The organism is Ramlibacter sp. AN1133 (assembly GCF_037890035.1).
Taxonomy (GTDB): domain Bacteria; phylum Pseudomonadota; class Gammaproteobacteria; order Burkholderiales; family Burkholderiaceae_C; genus Ramlibacter.
Map to the genome: position 1 here is coordinate 333,601 of NZ_JBBKTQ010000003.1, position 15,869 is coordinate 349,469.

Here is a 15,869-nt window from a genome sequence, read left to right on the forward strand (position 1 = left end):
AACCGCTACCATTCGCGGCATGAGCACGTCCGCCGCGCCCGCCGCACCCGCACGTCCCCTGTCCCGCGACGCCGGCGTGATCGGCCTGGTGGGCCTGGCGCACATGGTGAGCCACTTCAGCCAACTGCTGCTGCCGCCGCTGTTCCCGTGGCTCAAGGATGCGTTCGCGGTCAGCTACACCGAGCTCGCCTTCCTGATGACGATCTTCTTCTGCGTCTCCTGCGGCGTGCAGGCGGCCTCCGGTTTCCTGGTCGACCGCTACGGGCCGCGGCCCATCCTGTTCGGCGGCCTGGGGCTGGTGGCGCTCGGCGCCTTCGGCTTCGCGGCCTCGCCCAACTACGCCTGCATGGCCGCCTGCGTGGTGCTGGCCGGCATGGGCAACGGCGTGTTCCACCCGGCCGACTACACCCTGATCAATCGCCGGGTGAGCCCGCCGCGGCTCGGGCATGCGTACAGCGTGCACGGCATCACCGGCAGCCTGGGCTGGGCACTCGCGCCCGCGGTCGTCGTGCCGCTGGCGATGGCCTTCCACTGGCGCGTGGCGCTGGCCGCCGGCGCTTGCGTGGCGCTGGGCGTGCTGCTGGTGCTGTGGCTCAACCGCGAGGTGCTGGAGCTGCCGCCCGCGCCGCGGCCTGCCGCGGGCGCCAGGGCGGAGGGCAGCTTCGGCTTCCTGCGCATCCCGGCGGTCTGGATGTGCTTCAGCTTCTTCTTCGTCTACGCCGGCGTGCTGACGGGCGTGCAGGCTTACGCGCCGGAAGCGGCGCGCCACCTGCACGACATCCCGCTGGCGCTCGCGGCCGCTTGCGTGACGACCTACATGGTGTGCAGCGCGGGCGGCGTGTTCCTCGGCGGCTTCCTCGCCTCCGATCCGGCCCGCTGCGAGCGCGTGGTGGCCGCCGGTTGCGGCGCGGCGGCCCTGGTCGCGCTGGCGGTCGGAACGCTCGCCGTGCCGGCCGCGGCGGTGCCGGTGCTGTTCGGCGCCATGGGCTTCGCCACCGGCATCTCGGGCCCCTCGCGCGACCTGCTGGTCAAGCGCTCCACGCCCGAGAACGCCAGCGGCCGGGTGTTCGGCATCGTCTACTCCGGGCTCGACGTCGGCCAGGCCATCGCGCCGCTGGTGTTCGCGTCGCTGATCGACCGCCGGGCCTTCGTGAGCGTCTGGCTGGTGCTCGCCCTGCTGCAGGTGCTGATGATCGCCAGCGCCGTCAGCGTGCGGCGCGTGCGCCGGGGCGCGGTGGCGCTCGCCGCCTGATCCACATCAGTCGCCGGGGGTTGCCCCGGGCGACGCTGTTACATGGCCGAGTTATCCTAGGCACATGTATGCGGCGTATTTCGGGCTGAAGCAGGAGCCGTTCTCCATCGCGCCGGATCCGCGCCTGCTGTTCATGAGCGAACAGCACCGGGAAGCCCTGGCGCACCTGCTGTATGGCGTGCAGGGCGGCGGCGGCTTCGTGCTGCTGACGGGCGAGATCGGCACCGGCAAGACCACGGTGTGCCGCTCCTTCCTGGAGCAGGTGCCGCCGCACGTCAACCTCGCCTACATCTTCAACCCCAAGCTGACCGTCATCGAACTGCTGGAGACGGTCTGCCACGAGTTCGGCGTGGCGGTCACGCCGCCGGCGCAGCGCGCCGCCACCGTCAAGGACTACCTCGATCCGCTCAACGCCTTCCTGCTGCAGGCCCACGCCGGCGGCCGCAACAACGTGCTGGTCATCGACGAGGCGCAGAACCTCGCGCCCGAGGTGCTGGAGCAGCTGCGGCTGCTGACCAACCTGGAGACCAGCGAGCGCAAGCTGCTGCAGATCATCCTGATCGGCCAGCCGGAGCTGCGCGAGATGCTGGCGCGGCCGGAGCTGGAACAGCTCGCGCAGCGCGTGATCGCGCGCTACCACCTGCGCGCGCTGAGCGAGCCGGAAAGCGCCCAGTACGTGCGGCATCGGCTCGAGATGTGCGGCCTGCAGCGCCCGCTGCCCTTCGACCCGTCGGCGCTGCGCAGCGTGCATCGCGCCACGGGCGGCGTGCCGCGCCGCATCAACCTGCTGTGCGACCGCGCCCTGCTGGGCGCCTATGCCAACGGGCAGGGCCAGGTCACGCGCCGCATCGTGGGCGAAGCCGCGGCGGAAGTGTTCCCGCGCACCGCAGCGCCGGTGCGCGCCTGGCCCCGCGCGGCGCTGGCCGGCGTGCTGGGGCTCGCCGCGGGTGCCGGGCTGCTGGCCGCGGTCACGCGCGTCACCGAGGAGCCGGCGGGGCCGGTGAAGCCGGCCACGCTCACGAGCGCGCCCGCCGCGGTCCAGGAACCCGCGCCGCTGTCGAATCCCCCGGCGCAGCCGGTGTGGGTGGCGACGACCGCACCGGTTGCGATGCCCGCGCCCGCACCGGTCGCGGCGCCCACGCCCGCGACGACGGTGCCCCCGACGCTGCTGCGCGACGAGCAGCAGGCTTGGCGCGAGCTGGCGCAGGCCTGGCAGCTGCCGGTGGAGGAGGCCGACGCCTGCGCCGCACTGGCGCGCCGCGGGGTGCAGTGCTTCGCCCGCACGATGAGCCTGGCGCTGATCCGCCAGCTCGGTCGTCCCGGCATCGTCACGCTGGACAGCGACAGCGGCCAGCCCTCCTATGCGATCCTCGCCGGCCTCACGGACCGCACCGCCACCTTGCGCGCCGCGGGCACCGAACAGACGGTGACCCTCGCCGCGCTGGCGCAGCGCTGGCACGGCGAGTTCGGCACCTTGTGGCGCACGCCCGCCGGCTACGGCGAGCGGCTGCGCGAGGGCCAGGGCGGAACGCCCATCGACTGGGTCGCCAGCCGCCTCGCGGCGGCGCGCGGAGCGTCCGCGCCGACGCGGCCCGCGGTGATGGACGCCGCTTTCAAGGCAGACGTGCGCTCCTTCCAGCTCGCGCAGGGCCTGCCGGCGGACGGCCGGCCCGGCCCGCTGACCTACATGCAACTGAACCGGGCGAGCGGCGTGGACGAACCCCGCCTGCGCACCGAACCCTGAGGAAGAACCGAGCGCATGTCGTACATCCTCGATGCCCTGCGCCGTGCCGACGCCGAACGCGAGCGCGACCCCGGCCGCGGCATCCATGCCCACCCCGTGCCCCTGCCGGCGGAGACGGCGCGCCGCATGCCGCTGTGGGTCGTGGCGGCCGTGGCCGCGCTGGTCGTGGTGGTGGCGGTGGCGCTGCTGCTGCGCCCGTCGCCCCGCGTCTCGCTGGATCTCGGCATGCCGCCGCCGAACGCACCGGTGCCCAAGACCGTGGCGTTGTCCCCGCCGCCGCAACTGCCGCCCGCGGCCGCCGAGGTGAGCCCGCCCGCGCCGCCGCCCCTGCTGCCCGTGCCCGAGCGGGCCCCCGAGCGGCCGGTCGTGAAGGCCCCCGCACCGACGGCCCGAAGCGCGCCGGGCACGCCCATGGCGAACGCCGCTGCTGCGCCGGCGCCGGTGCGGGCCCCTGCCGCGCCGCCAGTCCCGGCGGCTGCGCCTGCCCCCGCGGCAGCGGCGGCCCCGGCGATCACGGCCCCTGCCGCCCCCGCCCCGGCCGACCGCGTGCTGGCCACTTCCGAGCTTCCCCCCGACGTGCAGCGCGAACTGCCCAAGCTGCAGGTCTCCGGCGGCGTGTATTCGGACAACCCGGCGCAGCGCATGCTCGTCGTCGGCGGCCAGGTGATCGCCGAAGGCGCCGAGGCGGCGCCCGGCGTGGTCGTGGAGCAGATCCGCGCCAAGTCCGCGGTGCTCAAGTTCCGCGGCTACCGCTACAGCGTGCAGTACTGAGCGCGCTCACTGCGCGACCAGCCAGCGGGTCGCCGCCCCGAGCAGCAGCGACGCGAGCGCCGGCACGGCGGGCAGCCAGCGGCTCCACTTCGGCCAGCCGCGCAGGCCGGCCAGCACGCCCAGCGTGGCCAGCGCCGTCGGCTCCGGCATGAAGCCGGCCACTTCCGCCTCGGCCCAGGGATGGCCCGTGAGCGGCGCCAGCAGCGGATAGAGCAGGGCGGCGGCGAGCAGCAGCCAGCACGGCACGCCCGGCGCCGGCGCAGCGCCGGAGCGCAGCGGGATGCCCGCCGCGCCCAGCAGCAGCAGGGCCTCCAGCGCGCAGGCGAGCGCGACCCATGGCGCCGCCAGGAAGATCTCGGAATAGAGGCGCCAGTGGAAGGCCCAGCCCACCCACGCCCACCCCATCGCGACGATGACCAGGGTGATGCGGCGTGCGTCGCTGCCGGCGCGCAGCAGCAGCGGCAGGGCCAGCACGACGGCGAGCGCCGGCCCCTGCGCCGGCCACCAGGCGGCGTTGTGGCGCGCCACCAGCCGCCAGTACACCTGCGGCGAGAACATCAGGAAGTCCGACAGCCCGTAGGTCCACCACTCCGTCATCGCTCACAGGCCCGCGACGTGGGCCGCCATGCGCTGGCGCATCGCCGCGTCGGGGAACGGGCCGCGCGCCACCGCCATGTTCTCGCGCACGTGGTCGATGCGGCGCGTCGCCGGGATGGCGCAGGTGACTGCCGGATGGCTGATCACGAACTTCAATGCGAACTGCGCCCAGCTGGTGCAGCCGATCTCGCCCGCCCACGGCGGCAGCGGGAAGCGCTGCAGGCGGCGCAGCAGCTCGCCCTCCTGGAAGGGCCGGTTCACCAGCACCGCGAGGCCGCGCTCCGCCGCCACCGGCAGCAGGCGCTGTTCGACGTCGCGGTCCAGGAGGTTGTAGGTGAACTGCACGAAGTCCAGCCGCTGGTTGCGCATGATCTGTTCGAACTCGCGGTGCCGCCGCCCTTCCGAAGTGGTGATGCCGACGTAGCGCACGCGCCCCTCGTCCTTCATCCGGTGCAGCAGCGGCAGCTGCTTTTCCCAGGCGAGCAGGTTGTGCACCTGCAGCAGGTCGAAGCGCGGCAGCTGCCAGAGCGCCCGCGAGGCCTCGAGCTGCGCCGCGCCGTCCGCGCCCGTCCATACCTTGTCGGCGGCGAACACGCGCTGCTGCGCGCCGAGCGAGCGCAGGGCTTCGCCGACCACGCCCTGCGAGGACCCGTACATGGGCGAGGAGTCGACCAGGCGGCCGCCGGCCTCGAAGAACGCCCGCAGTACCTGTGCGCAGTGCGCGCGCGCGGGCGGGTCGTTGCCGACGTTGAAGGTGATCCAGGTGCCCAGGCCCACGCGCGGGATCGGCTCGCCGGAGGAAGGGATGGCGCGGGTGGACGGGCCCGGCTGCGCGGCCGCTTCGCCTGCCGCTGCCAGCGCGGCCCACTGCAGCAGCGTGCGGCGCTTCATCCGGCCAGCGTAGCATGCGCCTGTCGTCCACCCCAGCGGGGAGATTCCTATGCCGGGCACCGCCCTGATCCGCTACCTGCTGGTCCTGTGTGCGCTCTTGCCGGGCGCGCCGCGGGCCGACGACGCCCTATGGTCGCTGCTGCGCGCGGGCGGCCAGGTCGTGCTGCTGCGGCACGACACCACCGACCCCGGCGTGGGCGACCCGCCGGGCATGACGCTGGCGGACTGCAGCACGCAGCGCAACCTGAGCGAGGAAGGACGCGCCCACGCGCGGCGGCTCGGCGAGGCGCTGCGCAGCCGCGCGATCCCGGTCGCGGGCCTGCAGGCGAGCCCCTGGTGCCGGTGCCTGGAGACGGCGCGCCTCGCGTTCGGCCGCAGCGGCGAGGTGCAGCCGGCGCTGGGCAACCTGTTCGGCCGGCGCGAGGAGGAGGCGCCGCAGGTGGCGCAACTGCGCCGGATCGTCGAACGCGTGCCCGAAGGGGGCAACCTGTTCCTCGTCACGCACGGATCCACGGTGATGGCCCTGACGGGGGTCTCCCCGGCGATGGGCGAGATGGTGGTGCTGACGCCGCAGCGCGCCGGCGCCTTCCGGGTGGCCGGCCGGCTGTCGGTTCCCTAGGAACCCAGGCCCCTAGTCGGCCGACGGCTGCGGCGGCTGGAAGACCGACCAGCGCCCGTCCTTGAACAGGTACAGGCCGGAGGAGATCCGCGCCGTGTCGTTGCTCGCGAACAGGGCGGCGGCGCTGAAGCGCAGGGTGGCCACGGCGGAATCGTCGTCGGCGCGGGCGAACACCAGGCCACCGCGGCCCGGCACGGCCGCCACGATGCCGGCCGGCGACTCGCGCAGCTGCTCCAGCCAGAACTCGCGATCGAGGAAGTAGCTGCTGTCCAACTCGGGGGCGTTGCCGTGCACCTGCATCAGGCCACCGCTCCAGGGCTGGGCGACCGGCTCGCCGTAGCGGCGCCGCAGGTTGTCGACGGCGCGCGCCAGCGCCTCCTCGGGGCTCAGGCGCAGGCGCTGCAGGTCGTCGGGCGAGGCGCTCTGCACGCGCCGTTCGCCGTCGAACACCAGCCGCAGGTGCATGTCGCCGAGGTACTGGAACCAGCTCGCCTCGAACTCGAATTCGCGGCCGTCGGCCGTCCTGGCGCTGATGCGGCCGAAGGGGGTGAGCGTCTCGTCCTGCTTGTTGGCGCCGGGCGACTCGCGCAGCACCACCAGCAGGTTGGAGGCGCTGACCTCGAAATCCACGCCGGAGGGCGTCTCCGCCCGCGCGGGCGCGATCGCTGCCGCCAGCAGGCCCGCGGCCCAGGCCCATCGCAACCAGTACCTCATTGCAATCACCTCCATCCTCACGTGCATGGTGAAGGCTCAGGCGCCGCAGCGCAAGGCACGATCGGGGCAGGAGTGCGCAAAGGCGCGCAGGCGCGTCGGGCCACTGCAACGCCATTCGTTACCCTTCTTGCGCCGTCCGTCGCACATGTAATGGGTGCGGTGCCTAGGATCACGGCTCTTCTCTCTCCCAATCCAACGCACTCAGAGGATCCGCTTCATGGCATTGCAGTCCCCCTTCTTCAACAACAACAACAAGCGTGACGACACCTCCCCGCGTACGGGCCTGAACCCCAATGCCGCCGCAGCCGCCGGCGCGCAGCAGCCGGCGCCGGTCGCGCCCGCGCAGCCCGCCGCTTCCCCGGTGAAGGAAGGCGAGAGCAAGCTGACCGTCGGCCCGAACATCAAGCTCAAGGGCGTGGAGATCACCGACTGCGACACCCTGGTGGTGGAAGGCTCGGTGGAGGCGACCATGGATTCGCGCGTGATCCAGATCTCCGAGCGCGGCGCCTTCAAGGGCTCCGCCGAGATCGACGTGGCGGAGATCCGCGGCCTGTTCGAAGGCAACCTGACGGTGCGCCAGAAGCTCGTGATCTATTCGACCGGCAAGGTCACGGGCAAGGTCCGCTACGGCAAGGTGGTGATCGAGGAGGGCGGCCAGCTCTCCGGCGAGATCGAGGCCGGCACCGGAGCGAAACCCGCGCAGGCGGCGCCGGTGCGCCCGCCGCTGCAGCAGGTGCAGTAAGGGCTGTCTCCCCCGCGCAGGCGGGGGCCCGGGACGCGCGCTGCGCGCGCCCGGGAAGCCCTGGGTCCCCGCCTCCGCGGGGACGACGGAGCAGGTCAGACGAGCGTCTTGTGCCGCGCGATGCAGGTGTCCAGCACCTCGCCGTGCGGCCGCTTCCACCAGTTGCCGGTGGAGAAGATCTCCACCTCGCTGTAGCCCGCGAAGCCTTGCGCCTCCACCCAGCCGCGGATGCGGGGGATGTCGATCACGCCGTCGCCCATCATCCCGCGGTCGTTCAGCAGGTCGGTCGTGGGCGTGAGCCAGTCGCAGACATGGAAGGCCAGCAGGCGGTTGCGGCCGGCGCGGGCGATCTGCTGCTCCAGCTTCGGGTCCCACCACACGTGGTAGACGTCCACTGCCACGCCCAGGCTGCCGGACTGGTACGGGTCGAGCTCGTCGCAGACGTCCAGCGCCTGCTCCATCGTGTTGATGCAGGCGCGGTCGGCCGCGTACATGGGGTGCAGCGGCTCGATGGCCAGCGGCATCTTCGCGGTGCGCGCGTAGTCCAGCAACTCGCCGATCCCGTCGCGGACCTGGTTGCGGGCCAGCGCGATGTCCTTGTGCGCCGGCTGGCCCTGCAGCGCCCCGGGCAAGCCGCCCACCACCAGCACGAGGCACGCCGCGCCCAGCTGCGCGGCTTCGTCCACCGCGCGCCGGTTGTCGTCCAGCGCCGCCCGCAGGCCTTGCGCGTCGGCCGCCGGGAACATGCCGCCGCGGCAGTAGCCGGAGAGCTTCAGGCCGTGCTCGCGCACCGTCTTGGCGATGTTGGTGATGCCCGCGGCGTGCACCTGGTCCCGCCAGGGCGAGATTGCGCGGATGCCGCGCTCGGCGCAGGCCTCGATGATGCGCGGCAGGGGAAGGTCCTCGCCACGCGACTTGCGGATGGTGGCGGTGTTGATCGAGAGCCAGCGGTGGTCTTGGGAGAAATCGCGCATGGAGTGGTACTTCCAGGGGGTCAGGCAGCCGGGCGCCGGCGCAGGCGCCGCACGATCGCGGCGTTGTCCAGGTCGCCTTCGCCGGCGGCAACGGCTTCGCGCAGCAGGCGCGCGTGCTGTTCGGAAAAGGGCAGGGCCAGGCGGGCGTGCGCGGCGCCTTGCAGCATCAGGTCGACGTCCTTGAGGTGCTGGCGGATCCGCGAGCGGGGCGCGAAGTCCTCCGCCACCATCAGCGGGCCCTTGACGGCCGCGGCGTCCGATCGCGCCGGCGTGGCGAGCACCAGTTCGAGGAAACGCTCCGCGGGGATGCCCAGCGCCTCGGCGAAGGCGAAGCCCTCGGCCAGCACGGCGCGATTGAGTCCGAGCACCAGGTTGGTCGCGAGCTTGGCCTTCGCGCCCATGCCGGCGGCGCCGACGTGGATGTGCCGCGCCGAGATCGCCCGCAGCAGCGGCTCGCAGGCGCAGACCGCTGCCGCGCTGCCGCCGACCAGCGCCGTGGCCTCGCCGGCCTCGATCTGCTGGCTGGAGCCGGACAGGGGCGCTTCCACGAAGTCGATGCCCTGGGCCTGCAGGCGGGCGGCGAGCGGCTCCAGCAGTTCGGGGTCGCCGGTGGAGCAGTCGATCACGGTGCGCACCGCGTGGGCCGGCGACAGCAGCCCCTGGTCGCCTTCCAGCACTTCAAGCACGCCCCGGGTGTCGAACACCGCCAGCAGCACGCAGGGCACGGCGGACCCGAGCTCGGCGAGGGAGCCCGCGATGCGGCCGCCCTCCTGCGCGAAGGCCGCCGTCGCTTCGGCGCGGATGTCGTAGCCGACCGGATGCCAGCCGTGCGAGCGCAGGCGCGCGGCCAGCGCGCGGCCCACGAGCCCCAGCCCCACGATGCCGATGGACTCTTGCGCCATGGATCAGCCCTCCAGCGAGGCGCCGCCGCAGACCTGGATGTCCTGGCCCGTGATGGCCGCCGCGGCCGGCGACAGCAGGTAGGCGACGAGCGACGCGACTTCCTCCGGCTGGATCAGGCGGCCCATCGGCGTGAGCTTGGGGGCGACGCTGGTGCGGGCCGGGTCCTGCAGCATCGCGGTGGCGGTGGCGGCGGGGGAGACGACATTCACGGTGACGCCGCAGGGCGCCAGTTCGGCCGCCCAGCTGCGCGCCATCGCCACGAGGGCGGCCTTGGTGCCGGCGTACTGGCTGCGTCCCGCGCAGCCACGCGCCACGCGGCTTCCCACCAGCACCACCCGCCCTGCGCGCCGGGCCGCCATGGCGGGCACCAGCGCATTCGCGAGCCGTTCGGCCGCACCCACGTGCAGCCGCCACAGGAGCTCGCCGGCCTCGGGCTCCAGTTCGCCCAGCCGGCCGACCCGCAGCACGCCGGCGGCATGCACGAGCGCGCTGGCGCCGGATGCGGCCGAGGCCGCGGCGGCCAGCGCATCGGCATCGCACAGGTCCACCGCCAGCGCGCGCAAGCCGGCGGCCTCCAGCGTCGGCGCTGCCCGGTCCAGCCCCAGCACCCGCCAGCCCTGCGCCAGCAAGGCCCGCGCGATCGCCAGCCCGATGCCGGAGCTGCTGCCGGTCACCACCGCCAGCGGCGCCTCATTCGACACGGATGTGGCCTTCCGTGATGATCTTCTGCGCACGCGCCATGTCGTCCTGCTGGAAGCGCGCGAAGTCCGCCACCGGGCCGGGCGTGAGCAGCAGGCCCTGTTGCGAGAACTTCTCGCGCATGTCCCCGGCCAGGGCCTTGTTCACTTCGGCGTTGAGCCGCTGCACGATCTCGGGTGCGACCTTGGCCGGCGCCCACAGGCCGTACCAGCTGTAGAACTCGTAGCCGCGCACCGTCTCGCCCACGGTCGGCACCTCCGGCAGGTTGGGCGCGCGCTTGTCGCCCGTCACCGCGATCACCCGCAGCATGCCGCTCTTGTGGTACTGCAGCGAGCCGAGGATGGGGTCGATGAAGCCGGCGATCTGGCCGCCGATCAGGTCCTGGAACGCGGGCGCCGTGCCCTTGTAGGGGATCACGGTGTAGTCGATGCCGGCGCTGCGCTTGAGGAGTTCGGTGGCGAGGTGGCCGGCCGAGCCGATGGAGCCCACGGCGAAGGTCAGCTTGCCGGGGTTGGCCTTGGCATAGGCCTGCAACGACTTGATGTCCGTGATCGGCAGGTCCTTGTTGACCGCGACCGACAGCGGCGCCTTGGCCACCAGCGCCACGGGCGCGAAGTCGCGCGTGACGGAGTAGGGCACCGACTTCATCGTCATCGGCGCGGAGACGAAGGTGGAGGCGTTGAACAGCAGCGTGTAGCCGTCGGCCTGCGCCTTGGCCACGTTGTCGGCGCCGATGGTGCCGTTGCCGCCCGGCTTGTTCTCCACGATGAAGGGCTGGCCCATCTGGTCGGAGAGCTTCTGGGCCAGGCTGCGGCCCAGCGTGTCGAGCGTGCCCCCGGGCGGGAAGGGGATCACGAACTTGACCGGGCGCGCGGGATAGCCCTGCGCCGCGCTGGCCAGGGTGACGAAAGCCAGGCCGAGGGCGGCCAGCAGGCGGATGGGACGCAGCATTCTTGTCTCCTCGAGGGGCGGGAAAAGGTTCAGGCTGGCACGCCGTGCAGCGCCAGCAACGTCTTCATGCGACGCACGGCGAGTTCCGGCTGTTCCAGCAGGTTGGCCGCGTCGGCCAGGCGGAACAGCTCGGCGAGGTGCGGCAGGCTGCGCGTGCTCTGCTGCCCGCCCACCATGGTGAAGTGCGTCTGGTGGCCATTGAGCCAGGCCATGAACACCACACCCGTCTTGTAGAAGCGCGTCGGCGCCGCGAAGATGTGGCGCGACAGGGGGACGGTGGGGCCGAGGATGGCGTGGAAGGCCGCCAGGTTGCCCTGCGCCAGTTCACCCAGCGCGGCGCTCGCCGCCGGCGCGATCGCGTCGAAGATGCCCAGCAGCGCGTCGCTCCTGCCGTGGACCGGTTGCGTTCCCTCGCCGTCGCCGGCGATCAGTTCGGCGTAGTTGAAGTCGTCGCCCGTGTACATGCGCACGCCCGCGGGCAGGCGCCGGCGCATCGCGATCTCCTTGTGCTTGTCCAGCAGCGAGATCTTGATGCCGTCCACCTTGGACGCCCGGGCGTGGATGATGCCCAGCGCCGTGTCCATGGCTTCGTCGACGTTCTTCGTGCCCCAGTAGCCGGCCAGCGCCGGGTCGAACATGTCGCCCAGCCAGTGCAGGATCACCGGCTGCTTCGCCTGCGAAAGGATGCGGCCGTAGACCTTCTCGTAGTCGGCCGGGCCCCTGGCCACGCGGGCCAGCGCCCGGCTGGCCATCACGATCAGGCGGCCGCCGAGCTTCTCGATGGCTTCCATCTGCTGCTCGTAGGCGCGGATCACGTCGTCGGCGTCCTTCGCATCCTCGGGCGCGAGGTGGTCGGTGCCGCAGCCGGAGGCGACCAGCGCGCCCGGCACGTCGCGCGCCGCGTCCAGCGAGCGGCGGATCAGCTCCAGCGAGGTGGGCCAGTCCAGCCCCATGCCGCGCTGCGCCGTGTCCATGGCCTCTGCCACGCCCAGGCCCAGCGACCACAGGCGCTGGCGGTAGGCGATGGTGGCGTCCCAGTCGACGGCCGAATCGATCCAGGGATCGATCGCGGCCAGCGGGTCGGCGACCACGTGGGCAGCGGAATAGGCGATGCGGTTGAACTTCACGCCGCGCGCGGGCTGCACGGGCGCCGTGCCGGCGAGGGTGTAGGCCTCCAGCGCGCCGGCGGAGGTGGGCAGCTTCAGGGTCAGGGCCATCGCGCGTTCCTCAGATCTTCAGGGGCGGCACGTCGACGAAGCGGCGTTCCTTCCAGCTTTGCAGGGCGGCTTCCACCAGCTGCACGCCCTTGGCGCCTTCCGGCAGCGTCCACTTGTACGGCGCGTTCTCCACCACGTGGCGGATGAACTCCTCCCACTGGATCTTGAAGCCGTTGTCGAAGACCTGCGTGTCCGGCACTTCCTGCCATTGCTCGGTGAACTTCATGGTCTGCCTGACGTCCGGGTTCCACACCGGGCGCGGCGTGTTGACCCGGCTTTGGGCCTTGCATTCGGTCAGCGTCGCCACGGCGGAGCCGTGCGTGCCGTCGACGTGGAAGGTGACCAGGTCCTCGCGGTTGACGCGGGTGGCCCAGGACATGTTCAGCTGCGCGATCACCGGCTCGCCGTCCTGGCCCACCAGTTCGGCGATGGCGTAGGCGGCGTCGTCGGCGGTGGCCCGGTACTTGTTGCCGTTCTCGTCCCAGCGCTCGGGGATGTGGGTGGCGCCCAGGCAGGAGATCGACTTGACCTGGCCGAACAGGTTGTCCAGCACGTAGCGCCAGTGGCACATCATGTCCAGGATCATCCCGCCGCCGTCCTCGGCGCGGTAGTTCCAGCTCGGACGCTGGATCGGCTGCAGGTCGCCCTCGAACACCCAGTAGCCGAACTCCAGCCGCAGCGACAGCATGCGGCCGAAGAAGCCGGCGCGGCGCAGCATGTCCAGCTTGCGCAGTCCGGGCAGGAACAGCTTGTCCTGCACCGCCCCGTGCTTGAGACCCGACTTCTCGGCCATTTTCGCGATCTCCACCGCCTCGCCGAGCGTGGTGGCGATCGGCTTTTCGCAGTACACGTGCTTGCCCGCGCGCAGCGCCTTGGCCAGCAGGGTGGGGCGCATCTGGGTCGTGCCGGCGTCGAAGAAGACGGTGTCTTCCTTGCTGGCCAGCGCCGCATCGAGGTCGGTGCCCCAGCGGGTGATGCCCTGCGAGCGGGCCAGCGCCTCGATCTTCTCGGCGTTGCGGCCGATCAGGATCGGGTCGGGCATCACCCGGTCGCCGTTGGAGAGCGTCACGCCGCCCTGGTTGCGGATCGCGACGATGGAGCGGATCAGGTGCTGGTTCATGCCCATGCGTCCGGTGACGCCGTGCATGATGATTCCGAGACGTTGGGTGGCCATGGTGCAGGTCTCCGAGGGGCGTTAATTCACTAAATGGTGAATTATCGGGAAAGGCGGGCCGCTTGGCAAGCCCTGGCGCAGCGCCCCCACCCCGACCCTCCCCCGGAGGGGGAGGGAGGAAGAGGGGCTCAGCGGGTGAGGTAGCCCAGGATCACCTCGGTCATGTGCGACAGGCGCTCGCTGCGCGCCTTGGGCGCCAGCAGGTCGCGGCCGAAGATGGCCGACAGCGTGTGGCTGTTGGAGAGGTAGAAGTAGGCCAGGCCGGCGATCGAGACGTACAGCTGCACCGGGTCGACCCCGCCGCGGAAGGTGCCTTCGCGGCGGCCGCGCTCGAGCACCGTGGCCAGCGTCTCGACCACGGGCGAATTGAGCTCCCGCGCCCGCTTCGATTCGGCGAGGTGGCGCGCGCGGTGCAGGTTGGCGCTGTTCAGGAGCGTGAGGAACTCCGGGTGGCGCAGGTAGTAGTCCCAGGTGAACTCGATCAGGCGCCGCACGGCCGTCGGCGGGTCGAGGTCCACCAGGTGGAGCTTCATCTCTTCCTCGCGGATGTCGCGGTAGGCCTGCTCCAGCACTGCCTGGAACAGCTTGTCCTTGTCCTCGAAGTAGTAGTAGATCAGCCGCTTGTTGAGCCCGGCGCGCTCCGCGATGCGGTCCACGCGCGCGCCGCCGAGCCCGTGCTCCGCGAATTCGTCGCGGGCCGCGGCTAAGATCGTTCCCTGCGAGCGGTCGGCATCGCGCAATCGCTCGTCGGAGGCGGGGCTGGTCTCTCGCACCATGCCACATAATTCACCAAACAGTTAATCCCGTCAAGCACCATGAACCAGCTCCCGCAGCTCGCCGGCCATCTCCTCGTCGAATGCCTGGTGGCCCAGGGCGTCGCGCACGCCTTCGGCGTCCCCGGGGAAAGCTACCTCGCCGTGCTCGATGGCTTCCACAAGTACCGCGAGCAGATCCGCTTCGTGATCAACCGGCAGGAGGGCGGCGCCGCCTTCATGGCCGAGGCGGCGGGCAAGGTCACCAACCGGCCGGGCGTGTGCTTCGTCACGCGCGGGCCGGGAGCGACCAACGCCTCGATCGGCGTGCACACGGCCTTCCAGGATTCGACGCCCATGGTGCTGTTCGTGGGCGACGTGGCGAGCGACCAGCGCGATCGCGAGGCCTTCCAGGAGGTCGAATACACGAGCTTCTTCGGCCCCAGCACCAAGGGCATGGCCAAGCGGGTGGAGCGCATCGACGACCCCGACCGCATCCCCGAGTACGTGGCGCGCGCCTTCGCCACCGCCATGAACGGCCGGCCCGGCCCGGTGGTGCTGGTCCTGCCCGAGGACATGCTGGTCAAGGAAACCTCGGCGCGGCCCCTGCCCCGCGTGGAGGCGGTGGAGGCCTGGAGCGACCCGGGGGCCCTGCGCACCCTGCGCGAGCTGCTGCTGGCCGCCCGCAAGCCCTTCGTGATCGCCGGCGGCGGCGGCTGGACGCCCCAGGCCGCGCAGGCCCTGCAGCGCTTCGCCGAGAACTGGAAGCTGCCGGTGGGCAACGCCTTCCGCTTCCAGGACTGCTTCGACAACCACCATCCGCAGTACGCCGGCGACGTCGGCATCGGCATCAGCCCGAAGCTCGCGGCGCGCATCAAGGAGGCCGACCTGATCCTCGCCGTCGGGCCGCGCCTGGGCGAGATGACCACCGGCGGCTATTCGCTGCTGAAGCCGCCGAAGGCCGCCCAGAAGCTGGTGCACATCCACGCCAGCGCCGAGGAGCTGAACCGCGTCTACCAGGCCGACCTGGCGATCAACGCCACGATGAACGCCGCGGCGCGCTCGCTCGAAGTGCTGACCGCGCCGCCCGAGCTGCCGTGGGCCGCGTGGACGCAGGCCGCCAACGCCGACTACCTGGGAAACCTCGAGCCGCAACCCCTGCCGGGCACCATCGACATGCCGACCATCGTGGCCGTGCTGCAGAAGCGCCTGCCGGCCGATGCGCTGATCACCAACGGCGCGGGCAACTTCGCCTCGTGGACGCACCGCTTCTTCAAGCACCACGGCCTCGCCAAGGGGCACAAGACCCAGCTCGCGCCCACCAACGGCGCGATGGGCTACGGCGTGCCGGCGGGCATCGCCGCCAACATCGTCTCGTGCCGCGTCGCGCTGACCATGGCCGGCGACGGCGACTTCCTCATGACCGGGCAGGAGCTGGCCACCGCCACGCAGCACGGCGCGAAGTCGATCATCGTGCTCCTGAACAACGGCATGTACGGCACGATCCGGATGCACCAGGAGCGCGAGTACCCCACCCGGGTGGAGGGCGCCGGCACGCAGCTGGCCAACCCCGATTTCGTGGCGCTGGCCAAGGCGTACGGGTACGAGGCCACGCGGATCACCCGCACGGAGGAGTTCGAGCCGGCGCTGGTGGCGGCGCTGGAGCGCGCGCAGGGGACGGTGATCGAAGTGATGCTGGATCCGGAAGTGATCACGACGCGCGGGACGCTGAGCGGCATCCGCGCCACGGCCCAAAAGCAGGGCCGCTGAGGCTTCTTTTCCCTCCCCCTCCGGGGGAGGGTAGGGTGGGGGCGCTCCCGAGGCCTGGTGGCCCTTCAGGGGGGGGGGGGGGGGGGCGCCCCCCCCGGG

At 72.0% G+C, this 15,869-nt stretch carries 16 protein-coding genes; 6 read left to right on the forward strand and 10 right to left on the reverse strand.

Annotated features, from left to right (window positions below):
* Positions 1 to 19 precede the first annotated feature (19 nt).
* The 3 genes from WG923_RS06205 (at position 20) to WG923_RS06215 (ending at position 3,767) form a co-directional block, all read left to right on the forward strand.
* Positions 20 to 1,252, forward strand: coding sequence for an MFS transporter (locus tag WG923_RS06205; protein ID WP_340350061.1), 1,233 nt, complete (start codon positions 20 to 22; stop codon positions 1,250 to 1,252).
* 64 nt (positions 1,253 to 1,316) lie between these two features.
* Positions 1,317 to 2,996, forward strand: a complete 1,680-nt coding sequence (locus WG923_RS06210) for an ExeA family protein (RefSeq protein ID WP_340350062.1) — start codon at positions 1,317 to 1,319, stop codon at positions 2,994 to 2,996.
* Between the two features lie 15 nt (positions 2,997 to 3,011).
* Complete coding sequence (locus WG923_RS06215) at positions 3,012 to 3,767, forward strand: general secretion pathway protein GspB (protein ID WP_340350063.1); 756 nt, start codon at positions 3,012 to 3,014, stop codon at positions 3,765 to 3,767.
* 6 nt (positions 3,768 to 3,773) lie between these two features.
* Here the strand turns inward: WG923_RS06215 and WG923_RS06220 are convergent, their stop codons facing one another.
* Both WG923_RS06220 and WG923_RS06225 read right to left on the reverse strand, forming a co-directional pair.
* Positions 3,774 to 4,364: a DUF6064 family protein gene (locus WG923_RS06220; RefSeq protein ID WP_340350064.1), complete on the reverse strand. Its 591-nt coding sequence runs from the start codon at positions 4,362 to 4,364 to the stop codon at positions 3,774 to 3,776.
* Positions 4,365 to 4,367: 3 nt separating this feature from the next.
* Positions 4,368 to 5,255 (reverse strand): aldo/keto reductase, encoded by an 888-nt coding sequence (locus WG923_RS06225; RefSeq protein ID WP_340350065.1) that lies wholly within the window; start codon positions 5,253 to 5,255, stop codon positions 4,368 to 4,370.
* A 49-nt stretch (positions 5,256 to 5,304) separates the two neighbouring features.
* Between WG923_RS06225 and WG923_RS06230 the strand changes: the two genes are divergently transcribed.
* Positions 5,305 to 5,874 (forward strand): histidine phosphatase family protein, encoded by a 570-nt coding sequence (locus WG923_RS06230; RefSeq protein WP_340350066.1) that lies wholly within the window; start codon positions 5,305 to 5,307, stop codon positions 5,872 to 5,874.
* Between the two features lie 12 nt (positions 5,875 to 5,886).
* Here WG923_RS06230 and WG923_RS06235 read toward each other — a convergent pair whose 3' ends face one another.
* Positions 5,887 to 6,588, reverse strand: coding sequence for a hypothetical protein (locus tag WG923_RS06235; RefSeq protein ID WP_340350067.1), 702 nt, complete (start codon positions 6,586 to 6,588; stop codon positions 5,887 to 5,889).
* Positions 6,589 to 6,805: 217 nt separating this feature from the next.
* Here WG923_RS06235 and WG923_RS06240 point away from each other — a divergent pair, with 217 nt between their 5' ends.
* Positions 6,806 to 7,330: a bactofilin family protein gene (locus tag WG923_RS06240; protein WP_340350068.1), complete on the forward strand. Its 525-nt coding sequence runs from the start codon at positions 6,806 to 6,808 to the stop codon at positions 7,328 to 7,330.
* Between the two features lie 95 nt (positions 7,331 to 7,425).
* Here the strand turns inward: WG923_RS06240 and WG923_RS06245 are convergent, their stop codons facing one another.
* The 7 genes from WG923_RS06245 to WG923_RS06275 form a co-directional block, all read right to left on the reverse strand.
* Complete coding sequence (locus WG923_RS06245) at positions 7,426 to 8,304, reverse strand: sugar phosphate isomerase/epimerase family protein (RefSeq protein WP_340350069.1); 879 nt, start codon at positions 8,302 to 8,304, stop codon at positions 7,426 to 7,428.
* A gap of 20 nt (positions 8,305 to 8,324) precedes the next feature.
* Entirely contained in the window at positions 8,325 to 9,206 is an 882-nt protein-coding gene (locus WG923_RS06250; RefSeq protein WP_340350070.1) for an NAD(P)-dependent oxidoreductase, read from the reverse strand.
* 3 nt (positions 9,207 to 9,209) lie between these two features.
* Positions 9,210 to 9,908 carry an SDR family NAD(P)-dependent oxidoreductase gene (locus WG923_RS06255; RefSeq protein ID WP_340350071.1) on the reverse strand — a complete coding sequence of 233 codons (699 nt, stop codon included), beginning with the start codon at positions 9,906 to 9,908 and terminating at the stop codon, positions 9,210 to 9,212.
* On the reverse strand, positions 9,898 to 10,857 hold the full coding sequence (locus WG923_RS06260; protein ID WP_340350072.1) for a Bug family tripartite tricarboxylate transporter substrate binding protein: 960 nt from the start codon (positions 10,855 to 10,857) through the stop codon (positions 9,898 to 9,900). The genes WG923_RS06255 and WG923_RS06260 overlap by 11 nt, the downstream gene beginning before the upstream one ends.
* A gap of 29 nt (positions 10,858 to 10,886) precedes the next feature.
* A complete protein-coding gene (locus WG923_RS06265; protein ID WP_340350073.1) occupies positions 10,887 to 12,074 on the reverse strand; it encodes a dihydrodipicolinate synthase family protein in 1,188 nt (395 codons plus the stop codon).
* A gap of 10 nt (positions 12,075 to 12,084) precedes the next feature.
* Positions 12,085 to 13,248, reverse strand: a complete 1,164-nt coding sequence (locus WG923_RS06270; RefSeq protein WP_340350074.1) for a Gfo/Idh/MocA family protein — start codon at positions 13,246 to 13,248, stop codon at positions 12,085 to 12,087.
* Positions 13,249 to 13,376: 128 nt separating this feature from the next.
* On the reverse strand, positions 13,377 to 14,024 hold the full coding sequence (locus WG923_RS06275) for a TetR/AcrR family transcriptional regulator (RefSeq protein WP_340350075.1): 648 nt from the start codon (positions 14,022 to 14,024) through the stop codon (positions 13,377 to 13,379).
* Between the two features lie 39 nt (positions 14,025 to 14,063).
* Here WG923_RS06275 and WG923_RS06280 point away from each other — a divergent pair, with 39 nt between their 5' ends.
* Positions 14,064 to 15,770 (forward strand): thiamine pyrophosphate-binding protein, encoded by a 1,707-nt coding sequence (locus WG923_RS06280; protein WP_340350076.1) that lies wholly within the window; start codon positions 14,064 to 14,066, stop codon positions 15,768 to 15,770.
* Positions 15,771 to 15,869: the final 99 nt, after the last annotated feature.

Coding starts and splice junctions, on each gene's coding strand:
- WG923_RS06205 (WP_340350061.1), top strand. CDS start 20: ATGAGCACGTCCGCCGCGCCCGCCGCACCCGCACGTCCCCTGTCCCGC.
- WG923_RS06210 (WP_340350062.1), top strand. CDS start 1,317: ATGTATGCGGCGTATTTCGGGCTGAAGCAGGAGCCGTTCTCCATCGCG.
- WG923_RS06215 (WP_340350063.1), top strand. CDS start 3,012: ATGTCGTACATCCTCGATGCCCTGCGCCGTGCCGACGCCGAACGCGAG.
- WG923_RS06220 (WP_340350064.1), bottom strand. CDS start 4,364: ATGACGGAGTGGTGGACCTACGGGCTGTCGGACTTCCTGATGTTCTCG.
- WG923_RS06225 (WP_340350065.1), bottom strand. CDS start 5,255: ATGAAGCGCCGCACGCTGCTGCAGTGGGCCGCGCTGGCAGCGGCAGGC.
- WG923_RS06230 (WP_340350066.1), top strand. CDS start 5,305: ATGCCGGGCACCGCCCTGATCCGCTACCTGCTGGTCCTGTGTGCGCTC.
- WG923_RS06235 (WP_340350067.1), bottom strand. CDS start 6,588: ATGAGGTACTGGTTGCGATGGGCCTGGGCCGCGGGCCTGCTGGCGGCA.
- WG923_RS06240 (WP_340350068.1), top strand. CDS start 6,806: ATGGCATTGCAGTCCCCCTTCTTCAACAACAACAACAAGCGTGACGAC.
- WG923_RS06245 (WP_340350069.1), bottom strand. CDS start 8,304: ATGCGCGATTTCTCCCAAGACCACCGCTGGCTCTCGATCAACACCGCC.
- WG923_RS06250 (WP_340350070.1), bottom strand. CDS start 9,206: ATGGCGCAAGAGTCCATCGGCATCGTGGGGCTGGGGCTCGTGGGCCGC.
- WG923_RS06260 (WP_340350072.1), bottom strand. CDS start 10,857: ATGCTGCGTCCCATCCGCCTGCTGGCCGCCCTCGGCCTGGCTTTCGTC.
- WG923_RS06265 (WP_340350073.1), bottom strand. CDS start 12,074: ATGGCCCTGACCCTGAAGCTGCCCACCTCCGCCGGCGCGCTGGAGGCC.
- WG923_RS06270 (WP_340350074.1), bottom strand. CDS start 13,248: ATGGCCACCCAACGTCTCGGAATCATCATGCACGGCGTCACCGGACGC.
- WG923_RS06275 (WP_340350075.1), bottom strand. CDS start 14,024: ATGGTGCGAGAGACCAGCCCCGCCTCCGACGAGCGATTGCGCGATGCC.
- WG923_RS06280 (WP_340350076.1), top strand. CDS start 14,064: ATGAACCAGCTCCCGCAGCTCGCCGGCCATCTCCTCGTCGAATGCCTG.